The organism is Sphingobium lactosutens (assembly GCF_013393185.1).
Taxonomy (GTDB): Bacteria; Pseudomonadota; Alphaproteobacteria; order Sphingomonadales; family Sphingomonadaceae; genus Sphingobium; species Sphingobium lactosutens_A.
On record NZ_QJQX01000070.1, the window covers coordinates 98,496 to 117,178 of the forward strand.

Sequence of the window (18,683 nt, forward strand, 5' to 3'; positions counted from 1 at the left end):
CGTCCAACGTGCCATGGCTGCGCAGGTTGCAACTGCGGCAATATTTCGTTTCGCTATGGCATCAAGGGAGCATAGCCGCACCCTTAAGCGTTGCGCCGGTTGACCAGCAGGAGAAGTACATGATCGTCGATCCCGTCCCGAGCATGCGCCGCATCGCGTCCGAAGTCTGGATGCCGCTGACGGTGCTGTTCGTCTGGGACTGCGCCGTCACGATTACCTATTATGTCCTGCCCTTCAAGGCGCCCTCGCTGCCGCTCACCATCTTCGGTTCGGCGCTGGCGCTGTTCCTGGGCTTCCGGTCGAACAGCGCCTATCAGCGTTGGTGGGAAGCGCGAACCTTGTGGGGCGCGATGATCAATGCATCGCGCAGCCTGTCGCGCGCCACCCGCAATTTCCTGCCGGACCCGGAAGCGAAGGAGATGAAGCGGGAGATCATCAAGCGGCAGATCGCCTATGTGAACGCCCTGCGGTTTCAATTGCGCCGTCAGCCGATCGGCGAGGAAGTGACGAAGTTCGTGGCTGAACGCGACAAGGCCCACGCCCTGGCCCGCGCCAACCCGGCCAACGGCCTGCTCGACAGCACCGGCCGCCGGATCGACATCGCCCGGCAGGAAGGGTGGCTCGACACCATCCAGCAGGCGCAGATGGAGCGGGTGCTGGTCGATATCGCCAATGCGCAGGGCGGGATGGAGCGCATCAAAAATACGCCCTTGCCCTATCAATATCGTTTCCTGCCGACCCTGTTCACGCACATGTTCTGCGTGTTGCTGCCGATCGGGCTGGTGGAATCGCTGGGTTTTGCCACACCGCTCGGATCAACGGTCGCGGGCCTGATGTTCATGGCGGTGCTGCGGATCGGCGACGACCTTACCGATCCCTTTGCCGACAGCGTGCATGACGTGCCGCTGACCGCCATGTGCCGCACAATCGAGATCGACCTGCTTCAGTCGATCGGCGACGAAGCGCCGCCGCCGATCCAGCCGGTGCGTGGTATCCTCTGGTAAAACAAGAACGCCTCCGTTCATCGGGAACGGAGGCGTCTTTCGTTTCCAGAGGGAAGGATCGTTATCCCTTCCGCTCATCCTCGACCATGTCCGACGCGAGTTCCAGTCCCGCGCGGCCATGGGCGGGCGTATGCGCCGGCGCCTTGGGATGGGGCACGTCGATCGGCTCCTCGACCTCCAGCATCCCCTCCCACTTGGTGATGACCGACGTTGCGATCGCATTGCCCAGCACGTTGGTGGCGGTGCGGCCCATGTCCATGAAATGGTCGACCGCCAGGATGAAGGCGATGCCCTCGACCGGCAGGTCGAACTGGCCCAGCGTCGCAGCCACCACGACCAGCGACGCGCGCGGCACGGCGGCGATGCCCTTGCTCGTGACCATCAGGACCAGCAGGATGGTGATCTGCGTCGCGATCGGCAGGTCGATGCCATAGGCCTGGGCGATGAAGATGGTCGCGAAGGTCGAATACATCATCGACCCGTCGAGATTGAAGCTGTAGCCCAGCGGCAGCACGAAGCTGTAGATGCGGCGCGGAATGCCGAAACGGTCGAGCTGTTCCAGCATCTTGGGGTAGGCGGCTTCGGACGAGGCGGTCGAGAAGGCGATCAGGATCGGTTCGCGGACATAGCGGATCAGCTTGAACATCCGTTTGCCGAGGAAAATCGCACCGGCGCCGAACAGCAGCACCCACAGGCAGATGAGCGCGATGTAGAATTCGCCGACCAGCGCGCCATAGGTTTTGAGCACGCCCAGCCCCTGCACCGTCACCGATGAGGCGAGCGCGCCGAACACCGCGAAGGGCGCGACGCGCATCACATAGCCCGTGACCTGCAGCATCAGTTCGACCATCGATTCGATGACGGTGATGATCGGCTTGCCCTTGTCGCCGATGGCGGTCAGCGCGACGCCGACGAAAAGCGAGAAGACGACGATCTGGAGGATCTGGTTGTCCGCCATCGCGCCGATCATCGATGTCGGGAAGACATGGAGGATGAAGTCGCGGAAGTTGAGCGCTTCGGTGTTCACCCCCGAATCCGCGCCCGACCGGACCAGGTTGAGGCCCGCGCCCGGTTCGAAGAAATTGACGAAGATCAGGCCCAGCGTCAGCGAGATCAGGCTGGCGATGATGAACCAGGCGAGCGCCCGCCCGCCGATCCGCCCCAGCGCCGCGCTGTCGCCCATATGCGCAATGCCCGCCACCAGCGTGGAAAAGACCAGTGGCGCGATGATCATCTTTATGAGGTGCAGGAAGATGTCGGCCAGAAGGTGGAAATAGCCTGCCACATCCTTTGCCAGCGCCTGATCGCCCCCGACCCAGAGATTGGCCACGAAGCCGGTTAGCACCCCCAGGACCATGCCGATGAGGATGAAGGCCGTCAGTCTGTTTCGCATCAAATTCCTCTAAGGCCGCCCGCAGGCGCGCCCCTGCCTTATTTTTACGTCTGTCAGGCGACACCTAACAGGCGCATGGGCCGCTCGCAATCGGCGCGCATGCCCAGCCGCATGGGGAAAGACGAAGCAGCACGGTCTTTCCGCCCCCGATTTTTGGGTCCATGCCGGTGGTAACGGCAAATGTCACGGCCAGGGTCACGGCCAAGGTCACGGATATAGCAGGCCTTCGCGCCAGCCGTCCGCGGTCCGCTCGAACAGGCGGCGCTCATGCAGCCGATGCTCGCGATCCTGCCAGAACTCGATCCTTTCAGGCGTAACGCGAAAGCCCGACCAGTGCGGCGGGCGGGGCACCGGACCGTCCTCGAACCGGGCGCTGACGGCATCGAACCGGTCCATGAAGGTCTGCCGGTCCGGCAGCGGCCGCGACTGGTCGGAAGCCCAGGCGCCAAGCTGGCTGTCGCGGCTGCGTGTCGCGAAATAGGCGTCGGCAGTGGCATCGTCGACCGGACCGACCGGACCCTCGATGCGGATCTGGCGGCGCAGCGACTTCCAGTGGAGCAGCAGGGCGGCATGCGGATTTTCCAGCAGTTCGCCGGCCTTGCGCCCCTCGAAATTGGTGTAGAAGACAAACCCGTCCGGGCCATGCCCCTTCAGCAGCACCATCCGCACGGACGGCCGTCCCTGCGCGTCGGCCGTGGCCAGCGCCATGGCGTTGCTGTCATTCAATTCGGTTTCGCGCGCCTGCGCGTACCACTCGTCGAAAAGGGCGAAGGGATCGGTCATGCCCTGTCTTTAGGCGAGGGGGGCAGGGGTGTCGATACGGGGAGGCCCGTCGCCCGCGCGCCATCCTTGTCTTGCCATACTTGTCTTGAATGTATGCGCCGCATCGTCCACATAGACGGCAAGTGATGCTTTTGTGCAACAGGTAGATGAATGGCCGATCCTTATTCCACTCTGGGCGTAGCCCGCAGCGCCAGCGAGGCGGAGATCAAGTCCGCCTATCGCAAGCTGGCCAAGGAACTGCATCCCGACCGGAACAAGGATAATCCCAAGGCGGCGGAGAAATTCTCGGCCGCGACCAACGCCTATGATCTTCTGTCCGACAAGGACAAGCGCGCCCGCTTCGACCGGGGCGAGATCGATGGCGAGGGCAATCCGACCGCGCCCTTCGGCTTTGGCGGCGGCGGGGGTGGCGGCGGCGGTTTTCGCGGCCAGCCCGGCGGTGGCTTCGACACGGGCGGCACCGATTTCGGCGATATTTTCGAGGGGCTGTTCGGTGGTGCGGGTCGCCGTGCGGGAGGTGGTGCCGGTTTTGGCGGCTTCGGGCGACAGGCGCCGCCGCAAAAGGGCGCGAACGTCAATTACCGGCTCGCCGTCCAGTTCGTCGACGCCGCGACGCTCAGCCCGCAGCGCATCACGCTGCAGGACGGCAAGACGATCGACCTGAAGCTGCCCGCCGGCGTCGAGAGCGGCACGCAGATGCGTCTTTCTGGCAAGGGGCAGGCGGGGCCGGGCGGTGCGGGCGACGCGATCGTCACCATCGACGTGAAGCCGCATCCCCATTTCAAACGGGACGGCGACAATGTCCTGCTCGACCTGCCGATCACCCTCGACGAGGCGGTGAAGGGGGGCAAGGTCAAGGTGCCCACGGTCGACGGCCCGGTCATGCTGGGCGTGCCGGTCGGCGCCACCTCCGGCAAGACGCTGCGCCTGCGCGGCAAGGGCTTTACCGGCAAGGACGGCCAGCGCGGCGACCAGCTCGTCACGCTCCAGATCGACGTGCCCGCCGACGATCCGGCGATCCAGCAGCTGGTGGACAGCTGGCAGGACAAGCGGGCCGTGCGCGCCCATCTGGGCGTCTGATGCGTTAGGGCGCGAATGCCGATGCCTTCGCCCCTCTCGCCCGAGCAGCGCCGCCAGATGGCGCAGGAGGCGCGCGCCCATTTTCATCGGCAGATGAACCGGGTCCGGCCGGGTTCGCATGTCTTCGAGGTGATAAAGCGCGTCGCCGTCGGCACTTATAGCGACGGCTTCATCCATGCCGGGAACCTCGCCTATCTGTCGCTGATGACGCTCTTCCCCTTCTTCATCGTCGCGGCGGCGGTGGCGAGCATCTTCGGCCGGACCGAGGATGGCGTGCAGGCGGTCAACGCTTTCCTCATCACCGTGCCGCGCGGGGTCGCCGATGTCGTGCGCCAGCCGATCAGCGACGTACTGACCGCCCGGTCCGGCCCACTGCTCTGGCTTGGCGGGCTTGTCGGTCTATGGACGGTGGGCAGTCTGATCGAGACGATCCGCGACATTCTCCGCCGCGCCTATGGCACGAAAAGCACCAAGCCCTTCTGGCGCTATCGGCTGGGCGCGATCGGCATCACGCTGGCCAGCGTGTTCGCGGTGATGTTCGCCTTCTCGCTCCAGGTCGCGATCACCGGCGTCGATCAGTTTCTTCATCAGATCCTGCCCTGGGCGGATGAGGCGATCGCGCTGGTCGCGTCGGCGAAGCTGGTGCCGATGGGGATTACCTGCGTCGCGCTCTGGTCGCTGTTCGTCGCGCTGACGCCGACCCTCTACAAGGATCGCCGCTTTCCCAAATGGCCGGGCGCGGTGGCGACGGCCTTCTGGTGGTATGGCACGACCATGCTGCTGCCGCCTACCCTGTCGCTGCTTGGCGGCTATGGCCGCACCTATGGCAGTCTGGCGGGCGTGATGATCACCCTCATTTTTTTCTTTCTCGTCGGGCTTGGCGTGGTAATTGGCGCGGAATTGAACGCGGCGCTGGCGGAATTCCCCGAAGAGGAAGCGAACGGGGCCGTGCAGGACAAAGGGAACGGAACGATACAATGACAGGCTTGATGGCAGGGAAGCGCGGGCTGATCATGGGGCTGGCGAACGACAAGTCGCTGGCCTGGGGCATTGCGAAACAACTGCACGAACAGGGCGCGGAACTCGCCTTCTCCTATCAGGGCGATGCGCTGGCCAAGCGCGTGCGGCCGCTGGCCGAGCAGGTCGGGTCGGACTTCCTGATCGACTGCGATGTCACCGACATGGACAAGCTCGACGCCGCCTTCGCCGAGATCGAAGCGCGCTGGGGCACGCTCGACTTCGTCGTCCACGCCATCGGCTTTTCCGACAAGAATGAGCTGCGCGGCCTCTATGTCGACACCAGCCTCGACAATTTCCTGCTGACCATGAACGTGTCGGCCTACAGCTTCGTCGCCGTCACCAGGCGCGCACGCGCACTGATGCCCAATGGCGGCAGCATCCTGACGCTCAGCTATTATGGCGCGGAAAAGGTCATTCCCCATTACAACGTCATGGGCGTGGCCAAGGCAGCGCTGGAAACCAGCGTCAAATATCTGGCGATGGACCTCGGCCCGGAAAATATCCGCGTCAACGCCATCTCCGCCGGCCCGATCAAGACGCTGGCGGCCAGCGGCATCGGCGACTTCCGCTATATCCTCAAGTGGAACGAACTGAACTCGCCGCTGCGCCGCAACGTGACGATCGAGGATGTCGGCGGCGCCGGCCTGTATCTGCTGTCGGACCTGGCATCTGGCGTGACCGGCGAAATCCACCATGTCGACGCGGGCTATAACGTCATCGGCATGAAGGCCGAAGACGCGCCCGACATCGCGCTCGACAAATAAGGCGCGTGCCGACGGTCCTGCGCGAAGCCAGTCTGCGCGTGGTGATCTATACCGAAGACCATCCGCCGCCGCATGTCCATGTGTTCGGCGACGGCGAAACCAAGATTGCGCTGATCGGGCGCGATGGGGCGCCGGAAGTGGTCAGGATCGTCGGCGCCGACCGGCGCGAGAGTCGACGCGCCTTGGAGATTGTGCGAGAAAAGCGGGACGATCTGATCGAAAGGTGGAACGCTATCCATGGGTGAGCTGACCCAGGCGCAGTTTGATGAAGCGGTGAGGCGCGGCGACCGCGATCTCGCGATCAAGCCGCGTGCGCGCGCTGCCCGTTACGATCGCTCCACCGGGCAGGTCGTGATCGATCTGGTCAGCGGCGCAACATTCTCCTTCCCGGCTACGCTGGGACAGGGGCTGGAAAAAGCGACGGCTGAACAGTTGGAGGCCGTCGAAATCGCAGGTGCAGGCTTCGGGCTGCATTGGGAAGAACTGGATGCCGACCTGACGGTGGAAGGGCTGCTTGCCGGCCGCTTCGGCAGCGCACGCTATATGGCGCAGCGCTTCGGCTCTAATTGGGATAGCGAAGCAGCAGAATGAGTTTCAACAGTTTCGGTCGCGTGTTCCGGTTCAGCACCTGGGGCGAAAGCCATGGCCCGGCGATCGGCGCCATGGTCGACGGTTGCCCTCCGGGGCTGGAGTTGAGCGAGGCGGACATCCAACCATGGCTCGACCTGCGCAAGCCGGGCACGTCCAAATTCACCACCCAGCGCCGCGAAGCGGACGAGGTGCGCATCCTGTCGGGCGTGTTCGAAGGCCGGACCACCGGTACGCCGATCAGCCTGATGATCGAAAATACCGACCAGCGGTCGAAGGATTATTCGGACGTCGCCAAGGCCTATCGCCCCGGCCATGCCGACTATGCCTATGACGCGAAATATGGCTTCCGTGACTATCGCGGCGGCGGGCGTTCCTCCGCGCGCGAAACCGCCAGCCGCGTGGCGGCGGGCGCGGTCGCGCGGCTGGTGATCCCGGAAGTCGATATCTTCGCCTATGTCAGCGAGATTGGCGGCGACGCCATCGACCTTGCCAATTTCGATCCGTCGCAGATCGGCCAGAATCCCTTCTTCTGCCCCGACGCGGAAGCGGCGAAGCGCTGGGAAGCGCTGGTAAACGATGCGCGCAAGGATGGATCGTCTCTGGGCGCGGTGGTCGAATGCGTCGCGTCGGGCGTGCCGGCGGGCTGGGGCGCACCGCTTTATGCCAAGCTCGACAGCGAACTGGCGAGCGCGATGATGAGCATCAATGCGGTCAAGGGCGTGGAAATCGGCGACGGCTTCGCGGCCGCTCGTCTGCGCGGCGAACAGAATGCCGACCCGATGCGTCCCGGCAATGACGGCCCTGTCTTCCTCGCCAATCATGCGGGCGGTATTGCGGGCGGCATCTCCACCGGCCAGCCGATGAAGGTCCGTATCGCCTTCAAGCCGACCAGCTCGATCCTGATTCCCGTGGAGACGGTGACGCGCGAAGGGGAGGCGTCGGACATCATCACCAAGGGCCGTCACGACCCCTGCGTCGGCATTCGCGGCGTCCCGGTGGTCGAGGCGATGATGGCGCTGGTGCTGGCCGACCAGAAGCTGCTTCACCGCGCCCAGTGCGGCGAGCGGCCCGCCGACGACTGACGCGCTGAACCGCTCCGTCTCCACGCCCAACGGCCATTATTCGCGAGACGACTCGCTCCTGTTACGATAGGATGACATCCATCGCCCGCGGGAGGGCGAGCGGCAGAGCGTAAGCCTGGGGAGCGTCACCACGCGTCGAAGCGTTTTTCCTGAAAAACGCCAAGATTAAAAAGCGCGGATTGACGGTCAAAACGTCCCCTGAACGCCGCGACACGGGCCAGCCATGCAACCATGGCTGGCCCATTTCGTTTCACCTCCGTCAGGGACGCGACCGCGCGACCGAACAGGGGGCCAACGACCTATGCATTTCATTACCGCGCTGCTCGGCATCTATCGCGCGGAAATCGGCCTCCTCATCCTCGCCTGCATGTTCGTCGCCTTCGTGCGCGAACGCTATTCGCCGACCGTCATCGCCGTGGTGGGCGCCTGCGCCTATGGCGTTCTGGGCCTGCTCGATGAAAAGGCGATGTTCTCGGTCTTCTCCAACAGCGCGCCGCTGACCGTGGGCGCCATGTTCGTCCTGTCGGGCGCGCTCGTTCGCACGGGCGTGATCGGCCGGGTCGCGGACCTCATCATGACGCGGGCGCAGCGGCGACCGCGCCTCGCCCTGGCCGAAGTCACGCTTGGCACGCTGGCGCTCTCGGCCTTCCTCAACAACACGCCGGTCGTCGTGCTGCTGATCCCGATCATGTTCAAACTGGCGCAGGCGACCGGCTATCCGGTCAAGAAGCTGCTTATCCCCATGAATGTCGTGGCGGTGCTGGGTGGTTGCCTGACGCTGGTCGGCACCTCCACCAACCTTGTTGTCGCGGGGATCGCCGCCGATCAGGGCATGGCGCCGTTCGGCATTTTCGACATCACCCCCTATGGCGCGGCGGGCGCGGCAGCCGGCATCGTTGCGCTGCTTTGTTTCTCCTTCCTGCTGCCCAGCGACCCGCCCTCCGTAGCTGGAGAGGAAGGGAGCACGGTGCAGGACTATCTCACCGAACTCATCGTGCCGCAGGACAGCGAAGCGATCGGGCGGGAGATCGGCAGCTCCGGCCTGTTCGGCCGCTCGGTCCAGTTGCTGGGGCTGAAGCGGGGCGGCGACATCCGGCGTCGGGATCTGGCGCAGGAGGAACTGCATTCGGGCGACCGCCTGATCGTGCGGGCGGATGGCGCGGCGATCATGACGCTGCGCGAATCAGGCCGGTTCGAGATCGGGGTCGCCGCTGATTCGCGCACCAGCGCGCAGGACGGCACGGTGGTCGAGGCGATGATCGCGCCGAGCCATCCGTCCATCGGCGAGCGGCTGATCGACATACCCTTTCTCCATGCGCTGCGCGTGCGCATCATCGGCATCCATCGCGCCCGCCACATGCCGGGGCCGGAACTGGCCGAAACCCGGATACGCGGCGCGGACCGGCTGCTCGTCGCGGGCGGCGACGACGCGATGCGCGCGCTCAAGGACAATCCCCACCTGATCGGCGTCGACGTCAGCCGCACCCGCGCCTTCCGCCCGCGCAAGGCGTGGATCGCCATCGCCGCCATGGCGGGCGCGGTGCTGCTCTCCGCGTTCGACGTGGTCGGCATCGGCCTTGCCGCCGTGATCGCTGTGGGTCTCATCCTCGTCACCCGCTGCATCGACCCGGAAGAAGCCTGGGGCGCGATCGACGGCGACACGCTGATTCTGATCTTCGCCATGCTGGCGGTGGGGCTGGCGCTGGAGCAGGCGGGCAGCGTCGCGCTGATGGTGGGCTGGATCACCCCGATGATGGAGGTCGCGCCCGAATGGACCTTGGTCTTCATCATCTATTTCGCCTCGCTGCTGCTATCCGAACTGCTCAGCAACAATGCGGTGGCGGCGCTGCTGACGCCCATCACCATCGCGCTGGCGCACCAGTTGGGCGTCGATGCCCGCCCGCTGGTGATCGCGCTGATGATCGGCGCATCAGCCTGTTTCGCGACGCCGATCGGCTATCAGACCAACGCGCTGGTCTATGCGGCGGGCGATTATCGCTTCGCCGATTTCGTCCGCATCGGCGTGCCGATCAACATCGTCGTCGGGCTGGCGGTATGCAGTGCTATCGTAATGCTGGGGTAGACGGCCAATCCGGCAAGGTCGGCCCTGTTCGTCCCGTTACACGCCCGGCATCAGGGGCGAAACGACAAGGACAGTGTCATGACCAACTCGATGCTCAGTTTGGCCTTCACCCAGGTCGACGCCTTCGCCGACGCGCCCTTCATCGGCAATCCCGCCGCCGTGATGCCGCTCGACGCCTGGCTCGACGACGCCACGCTCCAGGCCATTGCGGAGGAAAACAACCTCTCCGAAACCGCCTTCACCGTGCCGACGCCAGACGATCCGGAGGCGGACTATGCACTGCGCTGGTTCACCCCCGCCGTGGAGGTGAAGCTGTGCGGCCATGCCACGCTGGCGAGCGGCCATGTGCTGATGGAGCGGGATCAGGTCCGGTTCCGCACGCGCCATGCCGGTATCCTGACGGTATCGCGCGAGGACGACGGCTATGCCCTGTCACTCCCCGCATGGGACATGGCGCCCAAGGCGCTGCCCGAACTGGCGGCCGGGCTGGGCGGGCAGCCGCTCGAATCGCACTGGCGCGACGGCGGCTACAGCCTGTTCCTGTTCCCGGACGAAGCGGCCGTGCGGGCGCTGACGCCCGATTTCGCGGCGCTCAAGGCGCTGGGCGACATCATGCTGATCGCGACCGCGCCGGGCGAGGACAACGACATCGTCAGCCGCGTTTTCGTGCCCGGCGGCGGTGTGGATGAAGACCCCGTCACCGGTTCGGCCCATTGCCTGCTCACCCCCTTCTGGGCGGAGCGGCTGGGGAAGACGCAGATCAGCGCCTTTCAGGCCTCGGTCCGTGGCGGCCGGCTGGGCTGCGCGCTCGCGGACGATCGCGTCATCCTGACCGGCGCCTGCCGCACCATGATCGAGGGACGCTTCTTCCTCTAACCCGGAAACAGCCCCATCAGCTTCGCCAGCGCCCCGCGCACCGCGCGGCGCTGGTCCTTGTCGGGCGACATGCCGATCCGCACCACCGTCAGCCGCTGCGACGGGGAAATGAGGATATATTGCCCATTATGCCCGACGCAGCCGAACAGGCTCTCGGGCGCCTGCCCCGGCATCAGCGCGCTTTCGCTGCTGTCGCGGTTCAGCCAGATGTGCAGCCCATAGGCCGGGTTGCGGCGCGATGGCGTGGTCATCAGGTCGATCCACTTTTCCGGCAATATCTGGTGCCCACTGGGCGACCGTCCCCGGCGGCGCAGCAGGTCGCCGAACCGGCCATAGTCGCGCACGGTCATGTGCACGATGCTGCCGCCGATCATCGTGCCGTTGGCGTCATATTCCGGCGTCAGGCTGGGCAGCTTGCCCGGCGCCTTCAGCCGTCCGTCGATGAACATCTGCATCGCCCGCCGCCGCACGTCGGGATGCGGGCTGCTGGTCAGCATCCGCGTCATCAGGTCGGACAGGATCATGCTGCTGCCGGTCGAATAGGCGAATTCCTCGCCCGGCGCATGGGCCAGCGGCTTGGCCTCGGCATAAGCCGCCATGTCCTGCGCGCCGTCGGCGAACAGCATCCGCACCGTATCGCCATCGGGCAGGGGATCGCCGTCCTCGACATGGTCGAGGCCCGAACTCATCGTCAGCAACTGGCGCAGCGTGATGCGCCCGCGCGGGTCGCCCGGCTGGCTCCACGCCTGCACCGGCACCGGCGCGTCCAGCGCCAGCCGCCCGTCGGCCACCATCAGCCCCACCAGCACCGCCGTCACGCTCTTGGCGATCGACCAGGACAGCAGCTTCGTGTCCGGGCCGAAGCCGGGCGCATAGCGTTCCGCGATCACCTTGCCGTCGCGCATCACCACCAGCGCGCGGGTCTGGCCCATGCCGTCATCGTCGAACAGCGGATCGATCGCCCCGCGCAGCGCGCTTTCGCCCACCACCGCGTCGGACGCGACGCTGTAGACGGGTTCCGGCCCCTGCTGCGCCGCGCGCCCGGCCAGCGTCGCCGCCACGACGAGCGCGGCGATGCCGGCGCCCATCCCAAGGCGCTTTACGATTCGGCTGTCGATCTGCATAAGCCGGCGCCCTTACATGGAGGCGTGGAAAAGAGCCATGGCGGTTCGGCGGAAATGGTGGATAACGGCGTTGCTGGTCCTTGCGGCGCTGCTGGGCGTGCTGGCGTGGCACTCGACCGGCCTCAGCGCGCAGGCGCGGGCGGGCGCGGCCTATGGCGCGCGAATCGGCTGTTCCTGCCGCTATGTCGAAGGACGCTCCATGGGCAGCTGCCAGCAGGACAAGGAACCCGGCATGGCGATGGTCCGCCTGACCGACCTGCCCGAGGAGAAGGCCGTCAAGGCCAGCGTCCCCCTCCTCGCCAGCCGCACCGCGCACTTCAGGCCAGGCTGGGGCTGCCTGCTCGATCCGGTAGGATGAGGGGCGGGATACTCGTTGGTGTTGACGCTTGAGGGCGGAGAATGGACTTCCCCACCCGTTCGGGCTGAACCTGTCGAAGTCCTGTTCTTTTCTTCGAGCCTCACTTCGGAATAAGCATGCCCTTCGACAGGCTCAGGGCGAACGGAGGCTTGGGTCTGGAAGCGACCATTTTTAGCCAGTAAATCGATCAGCTTTATAGCCGCAAAGTCGCCGAACCCATTGCCTGTAAAATACGAAAACGAACGTGGTTATCGGGATGGCACCGAAGATGGATAGTGGTGCGAGAATTTGTATGAAAAGGCTTGGAGGCGGGCATCCGGCAGGTTCCAGCGAACAAGCTGGCTCTACCGGTGCCGGGAATATGCCGAGAACGAGTAAAAAATAGAGCATCCAGAAGACCAGCGCTATCCCGGCAAAAGCCAGATAACAACAATAGCGGAATACGGTCTGCATACCGCCATCATTGGAGCCAATCTGATTGGCGTCAATGTCTATCATGCCGGGACGCCTTCCCGAAACCCGACAGTCTGCAAACCACCCCATTTCGTCATTCCCGCGAAGGCGGGAACCCATCTCCTGACCTTGCGTCCAGCACTAGGCTGGGGAGATGGATCCCCGCCTCCGCGGGGATGACGGTATAAAACAGACTGCTTGCTTCCCAGCCAAATCCACCCTCTCGCCGCCCCCCAAACCACATCCATCCCCTCATGACACTGGCCCCGCCGCCTTCCAGTCGCTAAGGCCGCCCGATGGCGCGCGACATCCCCACGCTTCTCCACGATATCTTCGGCTTCACCAGCTTCCGCGGGGTGCAGCAGCAGGTGGTGGGCCGCGTCATGGCGGGCCGGCCGACGCTCGCCATCATGCCGACCGGCGCGGGCAAGTCGCTTTGTTACCAATTGCCCTCTGCCGCGCTCGACGGCTGCTGCGTGGTGGTATCGCCGCTGATCGCGCTGATGCACGACCAGTTGCGCGCCGCCAACGCCGTGGGCCTGCGCGCCGCCAGCCTGACCAGCGTGGACGCCGACTGGCGCGAGACGCAGGATCGCCTGCGCAACGGCGACCTCGACCTCCTCTATGTCGCGCCCGAACGCGCCAGTCAGGAAAATTTCCTCAATCTTCTGCGCAGCACGAAGGTCGCGCTCTTCGCCATCGACGAAGCCCATTGCGTCTCCGAATGGGGCCATGACTTCCGTCCCGACTATCGGCTTCTGCGCCCGCTGCTGGACGAATTTCCCGACGTTCCGCGCTTGGCCCTCACCGCCACCGCCGACGCGCACACGCGCAAGGACATCCTCGTCCAGCTCGGCATTCCCGACGATGGCCTGATCATCTCGGGCTTCGACCGGCCCAATATCCGCTATGCCGTCCATCCGCGCGACGGCCTGTCGCGCCAGCTGGCCGATCTGCTGGCGACCGAGAAGGGGCCGGGCGTCGTCTATGCCCAGACCCGCGCCGCGACCGAGAAGCTGGCCGAGACGCTGGGCCGGTCGGGCCGCCCGGTGCGTGCCTATCATGCCGGCATGGACCCGCAGCAGCGCGCCGCCAACCAGGCCGCCTTCATCGCCAGCGAGGATATGGTGATGGTCGCCACCGTCGCCTTCGGCATGGGCATCGACAAGCCCGACGTGCGCTTCGTCGCCCATGCGGGCCTGCCCAAGTCGATCGAGGGCTATTATCAGGAATCGGGCCGCGCCGGTCGCGACGGCGAACCGGCTGTCGCCCATCTCTTCTGGGGCGCGGAGGATTTCGCCCGCGCGCGGATGCGCATCGCCGAACTGGAGCAGAGCCGCCAGCAGGGCGAGCGCGCGCGCATATCGGCGCTGGGCGCGCTGGTGGAAACGGCGACCTGCCGCCGCGCCATCCTGCTCCGCCATTTCGGTGAAGACCCGCCGGCGACCTGCGGCAATTGCGACAATTGCCTGACCCCGCCGGCCAGCGTCGATGCGACCGAAACCGCGCGCAAATATCTGTCCGCCGTCTACCGCACCGGCCAGAGTTTCGGCGCCGGGCATATCGAGCAGGTGCTGAGCGGCGCTACCACCGACAAGATCCGCGAGCGCGGTCATGACAGGATCTCCGTCTATGGCATCGTCGACGGCGACGAGACGACCCTGCTGCGCCCCGTATCGCGTGCGCTGCTGGTGCGCGACGCGCTGGAAACGACCGAGCATGGCGGGCTGATGCTTGGCCCCAATGCGCGACCAATCCTGCGCGGGGAGGAGGAGGTCCGCATCCTCATGCCCCCCAAGCGCACGCGGACCAAGCGCAGCGCCCGCAATGGCGCGGATGCCAACCCGGTCGGCGATCCGCTGTTCGACGCGCTACGCGCCTGCCGCCGCGAACTGGCGCAGGAGGCCGGCGTGCCGCCCTATGTCATCTTCCATGATTCGACGCTGCGCGAAATGGCCGAGCAGCGCCCGTCCAGCATCCGCGAGATGAGCCATATCAGCGGCATCGGCCAGAAGAAGCTGGATGCTTATGGGGATGCTTTCCTGGACGCGATCCGGCCCTTTCTCTGACCGCGCGCCACCTTCCTGTCCTATCGCGGCCGACCCTGCTATGGTGGTGGGACAGCGGCAGGGGCTTGAAATTATATTTTTCGAATAGGAAATATAATGTCGAAATCTACGGGAAATGTGCGAAGTTAAGCGCGGCAAATCCTATTTCCGCTGGGTGATGCACGGCCAAATGGCTTGAAACCCCGGCCCGCCCGGCGCATGGCTCCGGCAAAAGGAGAAGCCCATGTTCCGCAAGCTCACCGACCGCATCCTCGTCTCCCCGCAGATTAGTCTCGATCAGGTGGCGGAGGCCAAGGCGCAGGGCGTGACCGTCATCGTCAACAATCGTCCTGATGACGAGGAACCGGGCCAGCTCAACGGCGCGGCGGTCGAGGCGGCGGCAAAAGAAGCGGGCATCGCCTATGTGGCCGTGCCGGTCGCCCATGGCGGCTTCGCGCCCTGGCAGCTCGACGGCATGGCCGGTGCGCTGGAGCAGGCAGGAGAGGGCAAGGTCTTGGCCTATTGCCGGTCGGGCACGCGCAGCACCCTGCTCTGGGCGCTGACCCGCGCGCGCGCCGGCGACAATGGAGATGTCCTCTCCGCGCAGGCCGCCGCCGCCGGCTACGACATCAGCCCGGTCCGCCAGATCATGGACGCTTTGACGCCCCAGTAAAGGGGCTTAGCGTCTGTTTGGAAATGCGCGGAAGAGCGCATTTCGGAACCGCACCAGCCCGCTCCCCCACCCGGCCACCCAACGGCAGTATCATATGGGTGGCCGGGTGGGGGTTTAGACGAGTCACGCGCCTCGTCTGAAGGCTGGTGCCGTCATGCGCCGGAAGGCGCATCTCCAGGAAAACTCTCAAGCCCAGAACTGCGCCAGCTGCCGCACGGATTGCGCGGCGGCTTCGTGGTCGGGCTGTTCATTGGCGTCGCCATAGCCATACCACTCGTCCTGCCCGACCTCCTGCACGACGATGCCGTCGCGCCGGGCAAGCATGGACAGCGACCCGTAATAGACGCCGTATGTCGCCCCGGCCTGCGGGATCAGCCAGGCGATCTGGCCGCGCACCGGCACGATGCTCTCGTCCCGCCACAGCGCGCGCGCGCCATAGCCGGTGCAGTTGATGATCGCCTTCTGCTTCAACCGGCTGACGTCGCCCGGCGCGTGAAATTCCATCGGCACGATCCGGCCGCCCGCGATCAGGAAATCATTGGTCAGCTGGTGCGCCAGATCGGCGACGTTGAAGGTCAGCGAACTGTTGCGCCGCACGAAGGTAGGGCGGAACGGATGCATGCCCGGCGCCAGTTCCACCGACCGTGGCATGATGTCGCGCAGCCGGCTTTCGAGATGCAGGAAATCGTCGGCCCGCTCCGTCTCCGGCATTGTCGTCATCGGGCGCTGGCCGAAAGGCGTGTCGGACAGCATATAGCGATCGGTCCATTCCACCGGATCGCCCGGCAGGCCCAGATAGCTCTGATAGGTGGCGAAGGAACTGCGCGCCATCGCCTCCCACCGGTCGGCAAAGCCCGGATCGACCGCCTTCTCCATCGCGACGCGGCTGTCGGGCGACCAGGTGCCGGTCGCACGGGCGGAGCGGACATGCGGAAACTGTTCCTTCGCGTAGATGGTGACATTGGCCCCGGCACGCTGCGCGGTCAGCGCGGCGGTGATGCCCAGCGCGCCCGCGCCGATCACCGCCACGTTGCGCACACCGTCGGCCAGCGCCATGCCCACCGCGACCTCGGCCGATCCCCAGCTCAGCGACCAGCCGCTGCCGCCATGGCCATAATTGTGGACGACCCGCTTGCGCCTGACCTCCTCCACCTCGATCCGCGGACCGGCAGCGCGGAAGGGACGCAGGCAGACGGTGGTGCGAAAGATGCGGTCCGGCGTCGCCCGGATCGGCTCTACCCCGGCGAAGGGATCGAAGGGCACGGCCCCCCGTGCCATCGTCGCGAGAGACAGGGCGCCCGCCCCGCTCGCCATGGTTCCCAGAAACGCCCGCCGGTCCATTGCCTGCTCCCCCTGTGCCTTGCCCCGTTAACGAAGCAGGCCCGTCTATCCACAAACATGCTTGGAGCCTTCTTGTTACACAAGCCTTGCCATTCAGGGGCTTGCCCCGCGTTGGTGAATGACGGATGAGAAGCGCCATGCCTGCGCTGCGCCCCGAACGGTCGATCGTCATCCTGCTATTGGCCCTGCTCGTCGTAGTGACGGCGGTCGGCGGAACCTTCTGGCTCTATCGCGGCCATCAGGAACGAATTTCCTGGGTCAATCATACGTTGCGGGTGGAAAACCGCCTGTCGACGCTCCTCTCCCGCGTCCAGGCGGCGGAAAGCAGCCAGCGCGGCTATATGCTGACGCGCCAGTCCGATTTCCTCGATCCCTATGAAGATTTCCGCACGAACTGGCACGCGGAATGGGGCGCGCTCCGCGCGGAGGTGGGTGACAATCCCGATCAGGTGCGTGCGGTCGAAGCGCTCAGGCCGATGATCGAGGAGCGGCTGGGCCGATTGCAGGCCGGCATAGACGTCCGGCGCACGGGCGGGCAGATCGAATCCGAAGCCTTCACCCCCGGACTGGTGATGATGGCGCGCATCCGGTCCCATATCACCCATATGAAAATGCGCGAGGAGCAGCTGCTGCGCGTCCGCAGTATCGAAGCCGGGCAGCTGAGCACACTCGTGACGGCGGGGCTGGCACTCAGCGCCGCGCTGGTCATCATCCTGGGCCTGATGGCGCTGCGCACTGCGCAGCGGCGCGTCACCGAGGCGGTGGAAAGCCGCGAGGCGCTGAGCGACGCCAATGCGCGCCTGCTTGCCGAGGCGCAGGAGCGCGAGACTGCTCAGGCGCAATTGCGCCAGGTGCAGAAGATGGAATCGATCGGCCAGCTGACCGGCGGCATCGCCCATGACTTCAACAACATGCTGGCGATCGTCATCGGCTCGCTCGACATGGCGCGGCGGCGACTGGGCGAAGGTGGCGATCCGCGCGTCATCAAGGGCATCGACAACGCGACCGAAGGCGCCCAACGTGCGGCGCAACTGACCTCGCGCCTGCTCGCTTTTTCCCGCCAGCAGCCGCTCGACCCCCAACCCACCGACGTCAACAAGCTGGTCGGCGGCATGTCCGAAATGCTGCGCCGGACGATCGGAGAGGATATGCGGGTGGAATCGGTGTTGGCCGGCGGCCTGTGGCGGGCGAGCATCGACGCGAACCAGCTGGAAAACGCGATCCTGAACCTGTGCGTCAACGCCCGCGACGCTATGCCGGGCGGTGGGCGGCTGACGATCGAGACGGGCAATGCGCATCTGGACGATGCCTATGCCGTGAGCCATGCGGAAGTGACGCCGGGCCAATATGTCATGGTGTCGGTCGCCGACAGCGGCACCGGCATGCCCGCCGACGTGGCGGAGCGCGCCTTCGATCCCTTCTTCACTACCAAGGGCGTGGGCAAGGGCACGGGGCTTGGTCTCAGCCAGGTGTTCGGCTTCGTCAAACAGTCGCGCGGCCATGTGAAAATCTATTCCGAGCCGGGCGAGGGGACGATCGTGAAGATCTACCTGCCGCGCCATTATGGCGAGGAAAATGCCGTCGGCTATGCCATGCCCACCGCCGACAGCCTGCCGCGCGCGCAGGGCGAGGAAATCATCCTGCTGGTCGAGGATGAGGAGCGGGTCCGCCACATGTCGGTCGATTCCCTGCGGGAGCTTGGCTACACCGTGGTGCAGGCCACGGATGGCGAGCAGGCGCTGGAAATGCTGACCATCCAGCCGCGTATCGACATGCTGTTCACCGACATCGTCATGCCCGGCATCAACGGCCGGGTGCTGGCCGATCGCGCGCGGGAAACGCGGCCGGGACTGAAAATACTCTACACCACCGGCTATACCCGCAACGCGATCGTCCATAACGGGATGCTCGATCCGGGCGTCGCCTTCATTGCCAAGCCCTTCACCCTCGACCAGCTGGCGACCAAGGTGCGGCAGGTGCTGGATCAGGATGATCAAGGCAGCTGACGGC

At 65.5% G+C, this 18,683-nt stretch carries 18 protein-coding genes; 13 read left to right on the plus strand and 5 right to left on the minus strand.

Translation table 11 applies throughout. From position 1 onward, the window contains the following. Positions 1 to 119 precede the first annotated feature (119 nt). Positions 120 to 1,004 (plus strand): bestrophin family protein, encoded by an 885-nt coding sequence (locus tag DM806_RS19395; protein WP_179044797.1) that lies wholly within the window; start codon positions 120 to 122, stop codon positions 1,002 to 1,004. 61 nt (positions 1,005 to 1,065) lie between these two features. Here the strand turns inward: DM806_RS19395 and DM806_RS19400 are convergent, their stop codons facing one another. Together DM806_RS19400 and pdxH are read right to left on the minus strand one after the other, a co-directional pair. Beyond that, positions 1,066 to 2,397, minus strand: coding sequence for a dicarboxylate/amino acid:cation symporter (locus DM806_RS19400; RefSeq protein WP_179044798.1), 1,332 nt, complete (start codon positions 2,395 to 2,397; stop codon positions 1,066 to 1,068). Positions 2,398 to 2,604: 207 nt separating this feature from the next. Beyond that, on the minus strand, positions 2,605 to 3,180 hold the full coding sequence (gene pdxH, locus DM806_RS19405; protein WP_179044799.1) for a pyridoxamine 5'-phosphate oxidase: 576 nt from the start codon (positions 3,178 to 3,180) through the stop codon (positions 2,605 to 2,607). Between the two features lie 150 nt (positions 3,181 to 3,330). Between pdxH and DM806_RS19410 the strand changes: the two genes are divergently transcribed. The 8 genes from DM806_RS19410 (at position 3,331) to DM806_RS19445 (ending at position 10,676) form a co-directional block, all read left to right on the plus strand. Beyond that, positions 3,331 to 4,260 (plus strand): DnaJ C-terminal domain-containing protein, encoded by a 930-nt coding sequence (locus DM806_RS19410; protein ID WP_179044800.1) that lies wholly within the window; start codon positions 3,331 to 3,333, stop codon positions 4,258 to 4,260. A gap of 15 nt (positions 4,261 to 4,275) precedes the next feature. Further along, positions 4,276 to 5,241 (plus strand): YihY/virulence factor BrkB family protein, encoded by a 966-nt coding sequence (locus tag DM806_RS19415; RefSeq protein ID WP_179044801.1) that lies wholly within the window; start codon positions 4,276 to 4,278, stop codon positions 5,239 to 5,241. Continuing rightward, positions 5,238 to 6,044 carry an enoyl-ACP reductase FabI gene (gene fabI / locus DM806_RS19420; RefSeq protein WP_179044802.1) on the plus strand — a complete coding sequence of 269 codons (807 nt, stop codon included), beginning with the start codon at positions 5,238 to 5,240 and terminating at the stop codon, positions 6,042 to 6,044. Before DM806_RS19415 ends, fabI begins: the two co-directional genes overlap by 4 nt. 5 nt (positions 6,045 to 6,049) lie before the next feature. After that, a complete protein-coding gene (locus DM806_RS19425; protein WP_179044803.1) occupies positions 6,050 to 6,289 on the plus strand; it encodes a DUF4160 domain-containing protein in 240 nt (79 codons plus the stop codon). Continuing rightward, positions 6,282 to 6,635: a DUF2442 domain-containing protein gene (locus tag DM806_RS19430; RefSeq protein WP_179044804.1), complete on the plus strand. Its 354-nt coding sequence runs from the start codon at positions 6,282 to 6,284 to the stop codon at positions 6,633 to 6,635. The genes DM806_RS19425 and DM806_RS19430 overlap by 8 nt, the downstream gene beginning before the upstream one ends. Beyond that, a complete protein-coding gene (gene aroC / locus DM806_RS19435) occupies positions 6,632 to 7,717 on the plus strand; it encodes a chorismate synthase (protein ID WP_179044805.1) in 1,086 nt (361 codons plus the stop codon). The genes DM806_RS19430 and aroC overlap by 4 nt, the downstream gene beginning before the upstream one ends. 301 nt (positions 7,718 to 8,018) lie before the next feature. Beyond that, positions 8,019 to 9,800 (plus strand): SLC13 family permease, encoded by a 1,782-nt coding sequence (locus DM806_RS19440; protein ID WP_179044806.1) that lies wholly within the window; start codon positions 8,019 to 8,021, stop codon positions 9,798 to 9,800. 90 nt (positions 9,801 to 9,890) lie between these two features. Beyond that, complete coding sequence (locus DM806_RS19445; protein WP_179044838.1) at positions 9,891 to 10,676, plus strand: PhzF family phenazine biosynthesis protein; 786 nt, start codon at positions 9,891 to 9,893, stop codon at positions 10,674 to 10,676. Here DM806_RS19445 and DM806_RS19450 read toward each other — a convergent pair. Further along, a complete protein-coding gene (locus DM806_RS19450; RefSeq protein ID WP_179044807.1) occupies positions 10,673 to 11,800 on the minus strand; it encodes a serine hydrolase domain-containing protein in 1,128 nt (375 codons plus the stop codon). The genes DM806_RS19445 and DM806_RS19450 overlap by 4 nt on opposite strands. A 37-nt stretch (positions 11,801 to 11,837) precedes the next feature. Between DM806_RS19450 and DM806_RS19455 the strand changes: the two genes are divergently transcribed. Beyond that, a complete protein-coding gene (locus DM806_RS19455) occupies positions 11,838 to 12,158 on the plus strand; it encodes a hypothetical protein (RefSeq protein WP_179044808.1) in 321 nt (106 codons plus the stop codon). 171 nt (positions 12,159 to 12,329) lie between these two features. On the opposite strand, the gene DM806_RS19460 is transcribed toward DM806_RS19455, so the two are convergent. Then, positions 12,330 to 12,656, minus strand: coding sequence for a hypothetical protein (locus DM806_RS19460; RefSeq protein ID WP_179044809.1), 327 nt, complete (start codon positions 12,654 to 12,656; stop codon positions 12,330 to 12,332). Between the two features lie 251 nt (positions 12,657 to 12,907). Here DM806_RS19460 and recQ point away from each other — a divergent pair, with 251 nt between their 5' ends. Beyond that, positions 12,908 to 14,680, plus strand: a complete 1,773-nt coding sequence (gene recQ, locus DM806_RS19465) for a DNA helicase RecQ (protein ID WP_179044810.1) — start codon at positions 12,908 to 12,910, stop codon at positions 14,678 to 14,680. Positions 14,681 to 14,903: 223 nt separating this feature from the next. Continuing rightward, entirely contained in the window at positions 14,904 to 15,332 is a 429-nt protein-coding gene (locus tag DM806_RS19470; RefSeq protein WP_179044811.1) for a TIGR01244 family sulfur transferase, read from the plus strand. Between the two features lie 186 nt (positions 15,333 to 15,518). On the opposite strand, the gene DM806_RS19475 is transcribed toward DM806_RS19470, so the two are convergent. Beyond that, positions 15,519 to 16,673, minus strand: coding sequence for an FAD-dependent oxidoreductase (locus tag DM806_RS19475; protein WP_179044812.1), 1,155 nt, complete (start codon positions 16,671 to 16,673; stop codon positions 15,519 to 15,521). A gap of 137 nt (positions 16,674 to 16,810) precedes the next feature. On the opposite strand from DM806_RS19475, the gene DM806_RS19480 reads away from it, so the two are divergent. Beyond that, positions 16,811 to 18,679, plus strand: coding sequence for a CHASE3 domain-containing protein (locus tag DM806_RS19480; RefSeq protein WP_179044813.1), 1,869 nt, complete (start codon positions 16,811 to 16,813; stop codon positions 18,677 to 18,679). Positions 18,680 to 18,683 lie beyond the last annotated feature (4 nt).